General features: G+C 56.0%; 11 protein-coding genes. 1 reads left to right on the top strand and 10 read right to left on the bottom strand.

The features are described 5' to 3' along the window. Positions 1-14 precede the first annotated feature (14 nt). On the bottom strand, positions 15-890 hold the full coding sequence (locus BLU64_RS04830; RefSeq protein ID WP_051625499.1) for an ABC transporter ATP-binding protein: 876 nt from the start codon (positions 888-890) through the stop codon (positions 15-17). Between the two features lie 119 nt (positions 891-1,009). Continuing rightward, positions 1,010-2,062 carry an ABC transporter substrate-binding protein gene (locus BLU64_RS04825; protein ID WP_074728017.1) on the bottom strand — a complete coding sequence of 351 codons (1,053 nt, stop codon included), beginning with the start codon at positions 2,060-2,062 and terminating at the stop codon, positions 1,010-1,012. 1,745 nt (positions 2,063-3,807) lie between these two features. On the opposite strand from BLU64_RS04825, the gene BLU64_RS04815 reads away from it, so the two are divergent. Further along, complete coding sequence (locus BLU64_RS04815; protein WP_074728016.1) at positions 3,808-7,674, top strand: non-ribosomal peptide synthetase; 3,867 nt, start codon at positions 3,808-3,810, stop codon at positions 7,672-7,674. Between the two features lie 201 nt (positions 7,675-7,875). On the opposite strand, the gene BLU64_RS04810 is transcribed toward BLU64_RS04815, so the two are convergent. The 8 genes from BLU64_RS04810 to BLU64_RS04775 all read right to left on the bottom strand — a co-directional run bounded on the left by BLU64_RS04810 (position 7,876) and on the right by BLU64_RS04775 (position 16,569). Then, positions 7,876-8,028, bottom strand: a complete 153-nt coding sequence (locus BLU64_RS04810; protein ID WP_071999765.1) for a DUF2474 domain-containing protein — start codon at positions 8,026-8,028, stop codon at positions 7,876-7,878. Positions 8,029-8,046: 18 nt separating this feature from the next. Beyond that, positions 8,047-9,054: a cytochrome d ubiquinol oxidase subunit II gene (gene cydB / locus BLU64_RS04805; protein WP_026742660.1), complete on the bottom strand. Its 1,008-nt coding sequence runs from the start codon at positions 9,052-9,054 to the stop codon at positions 8,047-8,049. 1 nt (position 9,055) lies between these two features. Then, the gene (locus BLU64_RS04800; RefSeq protein WP_074728014.1) at positions 9,056-10,477 is read right to left on the bottom strand and encodes a cytochrome ubiquinol oxidase subunit I; all 1,422 of its coding nucleotides are present in this window, start codon (positions 10,475-10,477) and stop codon (positions 9,056-9,058) included. Positions 10,478-10,843: 366 nt separating this feature from the next. Continuing rightward, entirely contained in the window at positions 10,844-12,028 is a 1,185-nt protein-coding gene (locus BLU64_RS04795) for an MFS transporter (RefSeq protein WP_074728012.1), read from the bottom strand. Beyond that, on the bottom strand, positions 12,018-12,602 hold the full coding sequence (locus BLU64_RS04790; protein ID WP_026742658.1) for a hypothetical protein: 585 nt from the start codon (positions 12,600-12,602) through the stop codon (positions 12,018-12,020). Before BLU64_RS04790 ends, BLU64_RS04795 begins: the two co-directional genes overlap by 11 nt. A gap of 16 nt (positions 12,603-12,618) precedes the next feature. Next, positions 12,619-13,947 (bottom strand): chorismate mutase family protein, encoded by a 1,329-nt coding sequence (locus tag BLU64_RS17485; RefSeq protein ID WP_074728011.1) that lies wholly within the window; start codon positions 13,945-13,947, stop codon positions 12,619-12,621. Continuing rightward, the gene (gene pabB, locus BLU64_RS04780; protein WP_026742657.1) at positions 13,944-15,944 is read right to left on the bottom strand and encodes an aminodeoxychorismate synthase component I; all 2,001 of its coding nucleotides are present in this window, start codon (positions 15,942-15,944) and stop codon (positions 13,944-13,946) included. The genes BLU64_RS17485 and pabB overlap by 4 nt, the downstream gene beginning before the upstream one ends. Further along, complete coding sequence (locus BLU64_RS04775; protein ID WP_051625496.1) at positions 15,937-16,569, bottom strand: anthranilate synthase component II; 633 nt, start codon at positions 16,567-16,569, stop codon at positions 15,937-15,939. The genes pabB and BLU64_RS04775 overlap by 8 nt, the downstream gene beginning before the upstream one ends. Positions 16,570-16,750 lie beyond the last annotated feature (181 nt).

The following is a 16,750-nucleotide window of genomic DNA, read 5'->3' as shown; positions in this document are numbered from 1 at the left end:
TTAAGAGATAAAACTCAGCGCACGTGTTGTCCAGCCAGCGATTGAATAGGCGAGGGCGTTGAAGAGGTTGGCGCCGGAGCCACGGGATGACCCGTCGGAAACAGCAGATCGTGGATGCGCCGCGCCGCCGCCTGAAACTCTGTGCCGCCTTCATCGTGGTGAGAGAACTGATGACAATTGAGTTCGGCGCGCACACGTCCTGGATGGGGCGACAGCAAGAGAATGCGGTTACCGACGACCAGCGCTTCTTCAATCGAGTGGGTGACGAACAGCAGCGTGAAGCGTACCTCCTCCCATAGTTCCAGCAGCTCCTGCTGCATTTTGCGGCGTGTCAGCGCATCCAGCGCGGCAAACGGTTCGTCCATCAGGAGCACCTTCGGTTTCATCGCTAATGCGCGCGCTATCGCCACCCGCTGCTTCATGCCCCCGGACAGCGTATGCGGCCAGGCGTTGGCGAAGTCCGCCAGCCCCACTTTTTCCAGATAGTACATCGCCTGATCACGCGCCTCGACGGCGGACCGTTTGCCGGTCACGAGGAGTGGGAACTGCGTATTTTCCAACACCGTTTTCCACGGCGGCAGTTGGTCGAACTCCTGAAAGACCATCATCCGTTCCGGGCCAGGCTGCGAGATGGCTTTTCCTTCCAACAGGATGCGGCCATCGACGGGCGGCAGAAAACCGCCGACGGCCTTCAACAGGCTGGATTTACCGCAGCCGGAAGGGCCGAGCAAGATAAAGCGTTCGGCGGGGAAGATATCGAAGCTCACGTCATGGGTGGCGCGCACCCGGCGTTCGCGAGTGGCGTATTCCAGTCCGACGTTCTCCACTTGCAGCAGTGGCACATCGGGGCGGAGCGTGGCGTCACGATCCTGCGATAAATGTTCAGACATCTTGGTTTCCTCTCGTTGTTGTCCATCGCCAGTGAGGATGACGATGGCGCTCCGTCGGCGCGTGAACGTCCGCTAAACCCGAAGGGTCGTTAAGCCGTAGATCTACGCGCCGTCGGCATTCAGCTTCCCGAATCGATGTGCGGGTCGTCGAAGAAATAATCCTTAACCGACACAGGATTGTTTTTCAGCGCGCCAACGCGGTACATGAACTGGCCCAAAGACAGCGTGTTTTGCGGCGTGATGCTGAATTTGGATTCAGGACTCTTGAGAATGCTCAGCAACAGCTTGCGGTCGATTTTTGACTTGGTGATGCGAATGAAAGAGTCTGCCGCCGCTTCAGGATTTTGGGTGGTGAAGTCCGCCGCTTCGGCCAGCGCATCGACGAAGATCTTGTAAGTGCGAGGATTCTCTTGGCGGAATTTTTCTGTGGTGTAAAGCACCACCGGCGACGTCGGACCGCCCTGCACGTCATAAGAGTTCAGGACGATGTGCGCCTTGGGATTGCCTGCCAGCTCTTGCTCTTGGAAAGGGGCGTTGGCGAAGTGAGCGGAAATTTCCGTGCCGCCGCTGATAATGGCGGCGGTGGCGTCCGGATGCGGCACTGCGACCTGCAGCTTATCCAGACGGTTGAACGCCTTATCGCCCCAAAGTTCGGCCGAAGCCGCCTGCAGGAAGCGAGATTGTAACGAGACGCCGACGGCCGGAACGGCGATGCGATCTTTATCGGTAAAGTCGGCGATGGTTTTGACGTTGGGGTTAGTGCTGATGAGATAGTAGGGGAAGCTGCCGGTGGCGAGCACGGCCTTCACGTTCTGACGATTTTTGGTGCGATCCCACAGGGTAAACAGGGGGGCGATACCCGCGCCGGCGATATCCACCGATCCTGACAGCAACGCATCATTCACCGCTGCGCCGCCCGAGAGTTGCAGATAGTCCACTTTGACGTCCAGTCCTTCGGCCTTGGCATGTTTCTCTATCAGCTGCTTATCCTGCGCCACGTTTAGCAGCAGGTAGACAATGCCGAATTGCTGTGCGATGCGCAGCTGACCCTCCGCCTGAGCTTGCATGGGGAATGTGAGCGCTGACGTCAACAGCGCGGCGAAAGTCGTTAACCCCATGACAATGCGGGGAAACCGCCTGGTGGAGCGAGGGGAACTCTTCTGGTGTCTCATACTTTATTTCCATTAAAAAAGTGTTATGCCCTTGGCCAGATCTCTCCGTTTACAACGGCACAGACTGTCTAAAATAGCGATGGCGAAAGTCATTATTGAGTCGTCGTCGTGCCAACGACTGTCATTTTATTCAGTCAGTGACTCTGGCCGGCCTGAGAATTTTAAATAAATGTTTTTATTACTTTAGTTTAATATACCCGCTTTTATCAGGGTATAAGGCGAAGCATAAGTGACCCTTTCCTGCTCGCTAAATCGCGTTTTGTAATAAGCTAGAGGCAATGGTTATTTCACGAATAAACGGCATCACTGTCAGTTAATAATACAAATAATTTATCTTTTTTAATTGCTTAATCATTTTTATATGCCGAATGAAAAAACAAAATTTAAAACATAAGATATTGATTTATATGTATTTTTATTTACAGATCTTCGTCAGCATGAAATAAACCATGCAATTAGAGCGTCGCGATAATCGCAATACCGAACTATTTGCTTATTTTGATTTTAATTATCTATATTTCATCATTAGCCATTACCACAAGCTTATCCTGGAAAAAAATCGCACACCGGTAGCCAAAATACTTTACCGAGAGACGTCTACGAAAAAAAAGAAAGGAATGCATGTAATAAGCAGGGCGACATCCGCGTCAATCAGGCCCACTTTTCGGCGCGTCAATTTTTGGGTTCAGCGTTTTGAGAGAGCGTTAGCGCCTGACCTGATGTCGTCTTCACGTTGAGGGACAAGGCTCATTATCTCTGACAGACGTATGTTTTCTCTCTATTTCTATAATGGCGAACCGTCCAGACGGTAAGGGGCTATCCCATTAATGATGAACAACAATCTTCTCGCAAATTGTTTCCACAAGAAAAATAAAAGCCGCCTTTTAATCAGTCTACGGTCCGGGACTATTTACATTACTTTGATAATGCAAGAAGCCATTAGGATGTGAATGACCCCTGAATATTTCAATTGAATAATAACAAGCGGGGAAGAGTTAATACTCATCGATGAAGGCTATATATAAAATGGATTTGTGGGGAATTAAGTCGTTATCCATGCCAGTTATTTGTAGATTGCATGATGTTATCTTAATTTAAGGGGATTGTTTCGCTGCGTTATTTAAATGACAAATGTAACTCAATATAAATAACGACACACTCTACCTGATTAATATTCAAGCTAAGCAACAAGGGTTATTAAAAATACAACGTAGAGAAAAAATTATAACTAGCCGTTTTTTTAAAATTTTCTTTCCGTTAGTGCTGATTAATTATTCTCCGCTGTTTAGGTATTGTGTGATTAAAGTTATGTTTTTATTGGTTTTATTGCTATGCAGTATGCGGTTTTAAACTAGTTTATCCGGGTGGCAATTAGATGTGGTTAATATTAATTCATAGGTGTTTCCATAATAAAATTATCTTTTTTAATACGCGATCCCCCAATATGGATGTTTATTTGAAAGAGCCAAAAAATAAATGACGGCGATACTTTGGTCAGACGTTTTATTTGCTCTTGCTTAATTAAGTTTTTTATATCTATCATAGAAAAATAAAATGAAAGATCATTTATTCTTACCCTTTGGGTATTATTATCTATTAGATTTCCTCGTGAAATTATTGCACCGGGTCGATAACTCCATGGTTATTAAGCTACGTCAGTGGCGAAAATGTAGACTCGTTAAAACTTCTCAGTCGTAGAAATTAACGAGTGGAATCTGCGTGGTAATTAGAAAGAGGAATGTTTTATGCCTGAAAAGGAACCCTGTCCACTGAGCGCTGCCCAACAGGAAGTTTGTTTCGCTATCGCAAAAGCTGAACATAATCTGAATTATCATTTATGTGACGTGCTTGAGTTCAAAGGGCAGCTTAATCGTGATTTGCTCATTCAAGCGATTAATACCGTGTGCCGCGAAGTCGATACCACGCACACTCAATTCGAAATCGACCCCGCATCGGGGCAATACGTGCAATATGTCGTGCCTTGCCAGACACACGCTTACGTGCAATATGTTGATCTTTCCACCGAACTCGACCCTGAACCGGCCTATCAATTGCTCCTCGACAATCTCCTGGGGCGAGATATGGACCTGGCTCACGCGCCACTCATCCGCTACTGCCTGGTCAAAATAGCCAATGACCAGCATCGCCTGATAGAGATGGGAACGCACTTGATCCTTGACGGTTATAGTCATGGGATATTGTTCCGACTGCTGGCGGAACATTACGGGCAGCTGCTGCGCAATGAAACTCCCGCCCCACTGGTGCTGGAGCCGTTAAAACGGGTGCATGAAGTGGAGCAGGCTTATCGTGAAAGTCCTTCTTACATTAAGGATCAAGCCTATTGGCGCGATTATTGTCTGGCTTTACCGGAAGTCACGCAGCTGGTGCCAGGCAATGTGCCGCTGACTAAGCTCAACCGCCTGCGGAAGCGTTACACCGGGGAAAATTTGGATCGTCTTAGAACCCTCGCCTCGGTCAACTATCCGGAGTTACGTTTATCAAGCATCCTCATCGCGGTGTGCGCCGCCTACCTGCATAAAATGACGGGGCAGGACGAACTGGTTGTGGGCATGCCGGTCGCCGCCCGAAAAGCGAAAGCGCTGCGCAACATCCTGTCGATGGTGGCCAACATTCTGCCGTTACACATCTCTTTCTCTGCCGACTCCACGATAATTTCCGTCGCGACGGCTATTCAGCGGCAGCTGCGCCACCATTTGTTACATCAGAATTACCGTTCCGAATCGATGATCCGCGATCTTTACGCCGAGCGCGGGCACAAACCCCTGTTCAACACGTTAATCAATGTGATTGCCTATGACCAGAGCGCCCACTTCGACGGCTGTGAGATGTCGGTGGATAACGTGGCCTGTGGGCCGGTAGAGCATCTGAGCTTCAATATTTTCGACCGTAACAGCGACGGTCACCTGGACTTTGGGTTCGACGCCAACGCGGATTTGTATCCGATGGACGGGTTGGCGTTGTCTTACCAGCGGCTGATTTCTCTGCTGGAGCAGTTTGTGGACGCGCCGGAGTCGCGGGTAGCGGATTTTGATCTGTTATTACCCGGAGAGCGTGAACGTGTCTACCCGCTGCCGCCCCGTCCGGATGCGCTGCCGTTGTTCCCCGAAACGTTTGCCAAGACCGTACGGTCTTATGCCAATGAGATTGCGTTGGTACAAGATAAACGTCAGGTCAGCTACGCCGAGCTGGATGAGGCTTCCAACCGCCTGGCCGCGCATCTGCGGGAGCGGGGCATCCGCCCCGGCGACGATGTGGCGGTGATTGTCGCCCGCAGCGTCGAGTGGGTGGTGACGATGGTCGCGCTGTTCAAACTGGGCGCCTGCTACATTCCTATCGTGCCTGAGTTGCCGGAAGGTCGTATCAGCTACATTCTTGACGATGCGAAACCCGCCGCTGTGATAGTGGTATCGGACAGTCCGCTGAACGCCGACGTCGACCCGACCATCATGCTGCATCTGACGGCGGAGAGTCTGGCTGCACTGCCGCCAGCGACGCATCCTCTGGATCGGTTCGATCCGTCCACGCTGGCCTACCTGATCTATACCTCCGGCTCGACCGGCAAACCGAAAGGGGTGGAAGTCACCCATCGTAACCTGGTGTCGATCGCCGGTTCGGCGATGGCTGCGGCGGCATTCCAGCCCGGCGTTCGAGTGTTGCAGTTTATCGCGGCGGGCTTCGATATGTCGGTACTGGAAATCTTCATGACGCTGCTTTCCGGCGCGACGCTGGTCATTGCGGACAAGGTCTCCGCCACGCCGGGTCGGGCGTTGGCGTCGCTGATCAAGTGCAAAAACATTCATGCGCTGGTCATGACGCCCAGTTTACTGGCTTATCACCAGACGGAGGATTTCCCGCAGGGTATGACGCTGCTGCTAGGGGGCGAATCCTGTACGTTGGCGCTGTTGGCGCGCTTCTCCCACTGTCGTTTGCTTAACGTCTACGGCCCGACGGAAACCTCGTTCGCCACCTCGATTAACGCCCATTACGGCGCTGCCGATCTCTCGATTGGCGACCCTACGGCCAATACTCGTCTCTATGTCGTGGACCGGAATCAGCGCTTGCTGCCGCCGGGCGCCTGGGGTGAGCTATATATCGCGGGGCCGGGCGTCGCCAGAGGTTACCGCAACCGCCCAGACCTGACGGCCGAGGGATTTGTCCCCGACCTGCTGGACCCCGAACGCAGAATGTACCGGGCGGGAGACCGCGTATTCTTCGACCATCGCGGACTCATCCACTATCAGGGCCGTAAAGATAATCAGGTCAAGCTGCGCGGTCTGCGCATCGAGCTGGATGAAATCAAAAACGCGTTGCTGAGCTGCCAAGGGGTGGAAGATGCGGTGGCGATGCTGAAGGAGCTGGCCTACGGCCCGGCGATCGTGGCTTACGTTGCCAACAGCCAGCTAGAGCTTGACAGCGAAACCCTGAAGCTGGCTGTCGGTCGTCAATTGCCTCAGTATATGGTCCCCAGCGTGATTATGGTGGTCGAGTCTTTCCCGCTGACGCCCAATGGCAAGCTGGCCGTCCGGGCGCTTCCCGCGCCTATCATGCAGGACAAGGTTGAGCTGTCGCCGCCGCGCACACCGGAAGAGGAGTCGCTGTGCCGCCTGTTCGCCACCATCCTCGAGTGCGACAGAGTCTACGCCAACCAGAACTTCTTTACGCTCGGAGGCCATTCGCTGCTGGGGCTACAGCTGATTAATCTGATCCGCGACGAGTTTGGCGTGCAGCTAGGCATCACCGATTTTCTCTCCTCGCCGACGCCGCGACAGCTGGCGCAACGACTCAGAATCGCTGGCTGCGCCGCAGACCCGTTCGATCCTATTCTGCCGTTGCGCACGACGGGGGATCGTCCACCGCTGTTTTGCTTCCACCCCGGCGGCGGGATCGGCTGGGCCTTCGCCGGTCTGCTGCCTTATCTGCCGGACGACCAGCCGGTCTACGCGTTACAGTCGCCTATCCTCCAGGATCCGTCGCGCGTCATTCATTCCATTGATGAAATGGCGGTTGACTATCTGCGACGCATCCGGACGATCCAGGCGCACGGCCCGTATCAGCTGGCCGGGTGGTCGGTCGGCGGCAACGTCGCGCTACGCGCCGCCAATCTGCTGCAAGCGGCGGGCGAGGAAGTCAGCTTCCTGACCATGTTCGACAGCTACCCGCTGCAACACGGCAGAGCGTCCTTGCGGCTGGATGACGAGACCATCATTACACGGATGACTCGCGCTATCTCCGGGGCGGCGCGTGGCGGAATGAAAGGGCTGAAGAGTGCGATGGAGGAGGCGATTGGAGACCGCAGTATCCACGAAACGTTCCTGACGCGTCTGATCGGCGACGCCACACTGATGCTCGATTTGCTGGAAAAATGTCGATATCAGCCGTTTCATGGCGACCTGCTGTTTATCCGCGCCTCGACCGATATTTTGAGATCTGAGGAGCAGCAGCCGGAGCTGTGGCGCCCGTACGTCACGGGGAAACTGATTCAGTATGATGTGGAAGCGACGCACGAATGCCTGCTGCAACGCCAGTATCTGCAACAATTTGGGCGTCAGTTCGCCGACGAGCTGTTAAAACGTCAGAATTGTACCGCCTGAGCCTCTCAGGCAATGCAACACTTTGATTATCGTCGTTCAGGTCAGAACGATCTGAGCGGCAAGATTTTTCATCGTTCGCCAGGGAAAGACACATAGGGCGACGGACCCGCTCTCCTCTCCGTCAGTCAATAAATTCGGTCATTGCGCCGTCACAAAGCCCCAGGCTCCGACGATTCTCGCCGGAGCCTGGGGCTTTTCCCATTAGTGGCTCTTCATTCCTGCCGCAGTCATCATCATGCGAAACAGCAGCGAGACCACGCCTAACGCCAGAATACTTCCCGACCAGATAAGCACCATCCACAGCAGTCGCTGCCACAACGGCGCACGGGGGGGAGCGGTGTTGGTTTCAGCCATAATGCCTCCGCAATTCTGTTAGTGATAACCCGCATCCGGTTTGATTTTTCCCCGGAAGACGTAATAGCTCCAAAAGGTATAGATCAAAATGATCGGGATGATGATCAGCGCGCCGACCAGCATAAAGCGCTGGCTCTCTGGGGGGGCGGCGGCATCCCACAGCGTAATGGACGGGGGAATGAGGTGCGGCCAGATACTGATGCCGAGACCGCTCAAACCCAGAAAGACCAGCCCCAATGTCAGCAGAAACGGCGCGTAGTGGGCATGTCCTTTCACCGCGCGGACAATTCCCCACGAACAGGCCAATACCAGCAGAGGCACCGGCGAAAAATAGAGCAGGTTCGGCATCACGAACCATCGGGCGGCGATAGCGCGATGCTCAAGCGGCGTCCAGAGGCTGATGATGGCGAGAATGACCAGCAGCGCGGCCACCAGCGGGATCGCCAGCGCGGACATTTTGCGATGCAGTTCATGCTCGGTTTTCATGATCAGCCACGTGCAGCCCAGCAGCGCATAGGCGACGACGAGACCGATGCCGCAGAATAGCGAAAATGGCGACAGCCAACCCAACGCCGGACCGCTATAGGTGCGATCCGTGACGGCGAATCCGTTGAGAAACGCGCCGACGACCACCCCTTGACTGAAGGTGGCGAGCAGGGAGCCGGCGATAAATGATTTATCCCAGAAAGGGCGGTGAGCGGGGGTCGCCTTAAAGCGAAATTCGAAGGCGACGCCGCGGAATATCAGCCCAATCAACATGGCCGTCAACGGTATGGCGAGCGCATCGATAATCACGGCGTACGCCAGCGGAAATGCGCCGAACAGCGCCGCGCCGCCCAGCACCAGCCAGGTTTCGTTGCCATCCCACACCGGGGCGACCGTGTTGACCATCATGTCGCGCTCGCCGGCATCCTGATTAAAGGGAAACAGGATGCCAATGCCGAGATCGAAGCCATCCATCACGATGTACATGAGGGTGGCGAACACGATGATGGCGAACCAGATAAATGGAAGATCGATAGCCACGTTATTTCCCCTCTTCGGACGTTAACGGTTCACGTGTGGCCGACAATGGTCTTGACGGCGTTTGCGGTTTGCCCGGTCCGCCTTCCGGCGTATGGGTGCCTTCACCCGGCTGAGGTCCTTTTTTGATCAAATGCATCATGTAGATGTAGCCGATGCCGAAGACCGAGCAATAGACCGCGATAAAGGCGAGCAGGCTGAGGCTCATGTGTAGATCGCCGTGCGCGGAAACCGCCGCCGAGGTGCGTTGAAGGCCGTAGACGACCCAGGGCTGACGGCCGATCTCCGTGGTGAACCAACCGGCAATAATGGCGATTAGTCCGGAAGGACCCATCAGCAACGTCAACCAAAGAAAAGGACGCGACTGATACAGGCGATGTTTAACGCGCAGCCACAGGCTGATCAGACCCGTCAGAATCATCAGCAGGCCCAGCGCCACCATGATTCGAAACGACCAGAACACCACTGCGGAATTAGGGCGGTCGGATTTAGGAAAACTTTTCAACGCCGGCACTTGTTTGTTCAGACTGTGCGTCAAGATCAGGCTGCCCAGATAAGGGATTTCCAGCGTATATTTCGTGCGTTCTTCGTTCATGTCAGGCAGGCCGAAGAGGATCAGCGGCGTGGCTTCTCCCGCCCGGTTTTCCCAGTGGCCTTCGATGGCGGCGATCTTGGCGGGTTGATATTCCAGCGTGTTGAGACCGTGCATGTCGCCCAGCATCGCCTGAACAGGCGCGACGATCAGCGCCATCCACAGCGCCATCGACAGCATGGTGCGAATGGCCGGGGTATCGTTGCCGCGCAATAAATGCCATGCGGCCGAGGCACCGACGAAAAAAGCGGTGGAGAGAAAGGCCGCCGTGGTCATGTGCAACAGTCGGTAGGGGAAGGATGGATTAAAGATGACGGCAAACCAGTCGACCGGCACGATGACGGTATTAACGATCTGATATCCCTGCGGCGTATGCATCCAACTGTTCGACGCCAGTATCCAGAATGTGGACACCAGCGTTCCCAGCGCCACCATGCAGGTGGCGAAAAAATGCAGCCCTGGTCCGACGCGGTTCCAGCCGAACAGCATCACGCCGAGGAAACCGGCCTCCAGGAAAAAGGCGGTCAGCACCTCATAGGTCAGCAGCGGGCCGGTAATACTGCCCGCATACTCGGAAAAACCGCTCCAGTTGGTGCCGAATTGATAGGCCATGACCAGCCCAGAGACGACGCCCATACCAAAATTGACGGCGAAGACCTTCGACCAGAAATGATAAAGATCGCGATAGTCCTCGTTGCGAGTTTTGAGCCATAGCGCTTCCAGCACAGCCAAAAAGCTGGCCAAGCCGATAGTGATGGCGGGGAAAATAATATGAAAAGATACGGTGAACGCGAATTGTATCCTTGCAAGATGAAATGCATCTAATCCAAACATGTCTCGCCTCTTACTGAATGAACATCTCCGTTTCCTCCCTTTCGCCTGCGGCCCGGTGGTCAATATCCACACAAACCAAAGGGCAAAAGAGAGAGATAGCCTAATCTTAGGTCGGATTTGCCCATCCCGAGAGGTCAGCGTCCAAATATACAAATGCGTCTCGGTGGCGGGCGGTCAAACAGTGGTGAGAGTGGGGGGTAAAACGGGAGAACTCCTGACAGAGGCCAGGGAGAAATAGGCTGATTTTTAGCGGACTCTTTGTCTCAACTAACACTGAGCCGCTAGCGCGGGCAGGGACATGTTATTTCTTAAGACTCCCACCTCGTGAAGCATCATCGCTGCCGCTCTCCGGCGAGAGTTCCGTCGTCAGCGTGTTTTGCGCATTACGATCCCCGCCGGGATCAGCGCCAGGATCCCGATGATGCCTGCAATCAGCGCCAGCATTGAAACCCCGCCTCGCGCAATGAGGAGGCCGCCCAGCGCGCTACCGGCGCCGATGCCGATATAGATGACCGCGCTGTTGATCGCCAGCACCTGCTGGGACGCGGCGCCCGCCAGTCCCAGCAGCCGGTGTTGAATTGGAACCAGATACATATAGCTGACGATGCCCCAGCCCGCGCCGAGGGCGAGCGCGGCGACAGCCGAGTCCCGCAGTAGAACCAGCGCGACCAACCCAACCGTTTGCAGTGCGATGACGCTATTGAGCACTCCTCCCGGCCCCCAGCGATCGGTCATTAGCCCCGTGGCGATATTGCCAAGCACTGAGCCGAAGCCATAGGCCATCATCACCCAAGGCAGCACCGGCATATCGCCGAGATGCGTATTGGCCAGCAGGACGCTGATGTAGGCATACACGGTAAATTCCGACGTTACGACCAACAACGTGACGCAGAACAGCCCCCAGACGGCGGCGGGAAAACGGCGCGCTCCCGACGCGAATCGCTGCGCGTCGACCGGTCGGGCGTCGGTGGGGGCCAACAGTATCAACAGCAAGGCCAACGCCAGCGTGCCGAAGAACACAACGCTATAAAACGCCCAGCGCCAGTTCATGACATGTGACATCCAGGCAGTCAGCGGCACGCCCAGCGCCTGCGACATTGTCATGCCGCCGAAAATCAGCGACAGCGCGACGCCTTTTCGACCCGGAGGCATGCGCTGAGCGGCCATCGCGGTCGCCGTCGGCGTGAACATCGCCGCGCCCAAGGCGGACACCATGCGTCCGACCATCAAGACGCTGAAGGTCGGACTCAGGGCGCTTATCCCATTGCCTGCGATGAAGCAGGCCAGAGACAGCAGCAGCACCCGTTGAGGCGCCCACAGGCGAAATCCCCAGGCGCTCAGCGGCGCGAATGCGGCGTAGCAGAAAGCGGAAACGGATACCAGCCGGCCCGCGGTCGCGGGAGAGATCGCCAGATCGTCGGCGATGTCGTGCAGAGCGCCGATGGCGACGAAGGTATCCAGACCGATGGCGAACGCGCCGAAGGTCAACGCCAGCGGCATCAGCCGAGCGCGTTGCGAGTCGCCGGCGCGCGCATGAGGATCAGGAAACATGCTGCGGCGCGTTCAGCTCGGGATAAGGCATGGCGATGATCTCCCCTCGATAGCGCGCCCGCGGACCATATAGCAGCCATGTCGTGACGACTTCGCCGAAGGTTTCCAGAAGTTCGATGCGATCGGGGTTCTCGGTGGCGACGAAGGTGTAGGCCAGTCCCGCATCGTACTCGCCCGTCAGCAGTTTCGCCGCCACGACCGGTTTGGACGTTTCAAGGATAATCTCATCCCAGTCTTCGGGATGGATATAGCCCAGCGTAGGTTCCGGCAATGCCAAATGGCGCGGATGTTCGACGTCGCGACGTTTGAGCAACGCCAGGGACTGGGTGGGGAAAATAAAGGTATCCACGACAGGAAGTCGTTCGCGGTAGCGCTCAGTGACGATGTGCACCTGATGATGGGCGCTGCACTGTAGCAGGTAGGCATCGCCGTCATCGACGGCTTGTTGGCCTGCGGCCACGAGATCGTCGACCAGAATGATCTCCGCCTCCGCTACGTTCTGAAAGCGCAGGTAGTGCCGCAGGGCGTTTTCATGGCAGGTGCCGGTGGGACCCAGCGTGTAAATCCGTATCATGCGTCAGATCTCCTTCTCAGCGCGCCTGCGCAGCGCGATCGTTGTTAATGATATCGTCTTCCAACCGGCATGCCTCGTCGATAATGCGTTCGTACAGCGCAATCGCAAAGGCAGGGTCAAGCCCATGACTCGCCGCGCGTTCCGCGCACCGTTTCTTCACTATATCGACCCGGCCCGGCTGCATCATCGGGATGTCGTGCGTACGTTTATATGCGGCGACCTGTGTGCAGATATCAATACGCTGGGCGATCAGATGGATAATGGCATCGTCCAGCGCGTTGATCTTGACCCGGAAAGGCTCCAGCCCCCCAAGCGGACTCTGTGGCTGAGCGATGTCATTCTGAGCGCTAGAGCCGCTGAGGCCATCAGCCAGCGCGAAGGCGCAGTCGGACAGGGCGCTCATGCGATAGCCGCCTTCCTGTACGAAGCAAATCGGTACGTTGGCGGCGGCGAAACGCTCGCCTATCGCGAGGAAGATCTCGGGCGAGAGTCCCCAGATCCCATGAGGATCGCCCTCAATGATATCAAAGCCGACGCTGACGACCAGCGAGTGCGAGCCAGCCGAGATGGCGTCTGTCAGTGCGTCGTCCAGCGCGGCCAGATACGCGGAGGCATCGGGTGGGGTCTCAAATCCGATATAGCGATGCGCAGGATGGGACGGAACAATGGCGTGACGATAGGGAAAGGTCTTTTCACTTAACGCGTGCAGACTGTAAAAACGAATATCCGCATGATCCGACAGGACGTCGCTCGTCCCGTTGCCGACGTGATGATCGATATCAATAACGCTCACCGGACCCAGTCCTTCGTCGGCCAGTGTGCGTGCGGCGACAGCCGCGTTGTTGAGATAACAGTAGCCGCCCAGAAAGTCCTTCCCGGCATGGTGACCCGGTGGGCGGCACAGCGCATAGGTATACTGGGCCTGATGTTGCGTCAGACCCCGCGCAGCAAGCAGGCTGACCACGGCTGAGGCTTCCGCCCGAGGATAGCAGTCGGGGTCCAGCAGCGTATTCTGCACGATGTCGGGCGCGGCGTAGCGTTGCGCCAGCTCCCGTGCATGAGCCGGATCCCGGGGCGGTTCGACGTGACGAAGTCCATCGAGGTAATGGGGATGGTGGAGTCGCGGCAGTAATGCTGTCAGCGTCATATTTGCCGCATTCTCCTCCTCCTGAGACGGCGAAGCGCAGGATACTCCTGGCTGACGAAGGAGTCCTTGGCCAATGAGGGCGGTTCGCTCGGACACTTCTTTGGAGGGGAGGAATCGGCCGTCCCCGGTAGCCAGTAGCGCGATGGGCATCGGCGCTGTTTCCGTGACCTGATAAATTTGCATGATTTTTGGTGTCATCCTTGGCGTCTCCTATAGCGTATACCGGCGCTGGCGTAGCCAGCGGCCTGATAAAATCGAGTCAGTTTCTCCAGCGCTGGATAGCCGTCCATCGGCAACGTGGCTTCTATCATCGGCCATCCCCGCGACTGCGCTTCGCGATCCACCTCGTCCAACAATCGTTGCCCCAGACCTGCCGCGCGGTAATCCTGGGCGACCCATAGTTCCTGCAAAATGCCGTATTCGCTGCTGGCGCGCAGCGCGTGCACCCGGGAGACGGTCGCCAACCCGATAATCGCCTGGCTGACGGGGTCTTCGATTAGATAGGCAAAGCCCAGATCGGGAGAGGCGGTGATGCGGATGGCGGCCTGGCGGGCGCCGTCGTGAGAAAACTGCGGCCCAGGTCCGCCTAGCTCCCGCAGTAGCTGATAGACCGCGTCCGTCATCGCCTGCGCGTCTTCCGGTTTGGCTAAACGCAGCAGCGGTTCTTCAGCGGGAGGCCTGACCGCATCGCTGAATTCACCTGCAATCGTGAAAGGCGCATCGACCTGACCGGTGACGGACTCGGCGATAGCGGCAAGCGGCGCCCGCGCTTTCAACAGGATTTCGTTGAACTCCGCGATAGGGTCGGACAGGGCGACGATAGCTCCCCCGCAGCCGACCGAAACGTGGTCAGGCGTACAGACGATGGTCCGGATGACGATGTTGAGATCTACGATGCCCGACAGTGAAAGGTAGCCGATGGCGCCGGAGTATATGCCGCGCGGAGCGTCTTCCAACGCGTCGATGATTTCCAGCGTACGAATCTTCGGCGCGCCGGTCATGGAGCCGCCGGGGAAACAGGACGCGATACAGCTGAGCGCGGTTTCATTGGCGCCAAGGCGGCCTTGAATGACGCTGACTAACTGATGAACGGTGCGGTAGCTTTCGATATGCATCAGGCTGGGGACGTTGACGCTGCCAGGCTCGCAAACGCGGCCAAGATCGTTGCGCATCAGATCGACAATCATGAGATTTTCGGCCCGGCTCTTCTCGTCCAGACGTAGCGCTTCGGCAATGGCGGCATCACGGGCGGGATCGTCGTCTCGCGGCGACGTTCCCTTGATAGGCTTAGTTTCTACGATGCCGTCGCGCTCGATGCGCAGAAAACGCTCGGGAGATGAGCAGGCCACCGCCAGTTCGCCGAAGCGTAAATATGCGGCATACGGCGCCGGGTTGCGGCGACGCAGTCGGCGGTACAGGTCAAGCGGGTCGACGTGGACCTGCGCGGAAATGTCATTGGTCAGACAGACTTCATACGTTTCCCCGGCGGTGATTTGTGCCAAACACGCTTCGATGTTTGCCAGATAGGTATCCCGGTCCTGGCGCAACGCAAAGTTCACCGGTGGAGAAGCGGCTCCCCCCGCGACGGGAGGGGCGGACGGCAGAAGGCTCACTGTTTGTTTCATCGCCTCGGCCCAGCCACGCGCCGCTTCCTCTTCCTGCGGGCGATAAACGGCCACGACATACAGCCGTTTTTCGACATGATCAAATGCCAAAAAGCGGGTGCAGAATAGAAACGCGGCGTTAGGATAAGGCGAAGGGGGCGATGAGACGTTGCAGGTCAGGGTTTTTAATTCATAGCCGAAATAGCCGACGTGGCCGCCGAGAAAGGGGATGTCGGGCAGCGTTTGCCGCGCGTCCAGAGCGAGTGAGGCTTGGCGACGTTCCAGATAATCGAAAATCGACAGCGTCAGCGTCTCTTCGCTGTTATCGACGGGCCGGAGAACTTGCACGGTCTGCCGTGGGGCATCGAAAAGCGTGATGTTGGCATCGTGGCCTGAGGCGTCCCCCATAAAAGACCAGCGCGACAGATGGGGAGCAATCAGGCTGCTGTCCAGCCAGAACGCGTAGTCGCTGTGGCCGTAAACGTTCACGAAAACGTCTTCGGCGTCGACGGTCAGCGGCAGCGGCTCGCACAGCAGCATGTAACATTCAGGGGAGGCGATCGTGGGGTCGCCGTCATGGGCTTTAAACATGTAAACCGTCCTTGTGTTGTCCTGTTTTTATCTGCAACGGGGCGATGTCGTCGGAGAGGAAGTTGTTGAAGATTTCTTGGCCATACTCTGAGCAGATTGACTCTGGGTGGAATTGAACGCCCCAATGCGGCTGGGTACGGTGCCGTAGCGCCATGACGATGCCGTCCTCCGTCTCTGCGATAAGTTCCAGCTCATCGGGCAAGGCGCTGTCGGCCACCAGCGAATGGTATCGGGTGACTTCGAAGGTCTCGGGTATTCCGCGGAACAATGGGGAGCCGTAATGACGAACGCGGCGGATGCGGCCATGCATCGGCTCTGGGGCCGCGATGACGCGACCACCGTGATGCAACGTCATACACTGGTGGCCCAGACAGACGCCGAGCACCGGTACATCGGCATAAGTCAGGATGTCCATCGAGCTGCCGACATCTCGTCGCTGATGCGGCGTGCCGGGTCCGGGGGAGAGGATAATACGCTCATGAGGAATTTTATTAATTTCACGCCAGGCGAGGGTATTTGGTAATACAAGAGCCTCCCGGCCATTCACCTCGCCAATCATTTGCGCGATATTGAATGTAAAACTATCGAAATTATCAATGATAATAACACTTTTCTGGTGACGCATCGTATATTCCTCCATGAAATTAGAAAATAGCGTGTTATCAGTCCGCATGGCATTGGTTCAGGTTTATATGGAAAAATAGATTGTTCTATTTCTCTATGATGAGTCTTTATCACGAAGAGAGTCATTAATCTAAGATTCTTCTCAGTCTTTCACTTATAAACTTTTCATGCAATGGAGTATT

This window comes from Lonsdalea quercina, assembly GCF_900107885.1.
Taxonomy (GTDB): domain Bacteria; phylum Pseudomonadota; class Gammaproteobacteria; order Enterobacterales; family Enterobacteriaceae; genus Lonsdalea; species Lonsdalea quercina.
The sequence above is the reverse complement of the archived record's forward strand: the minus strand, read 5'-3'. Positions and strand labels throughout refer to the sequence as shown.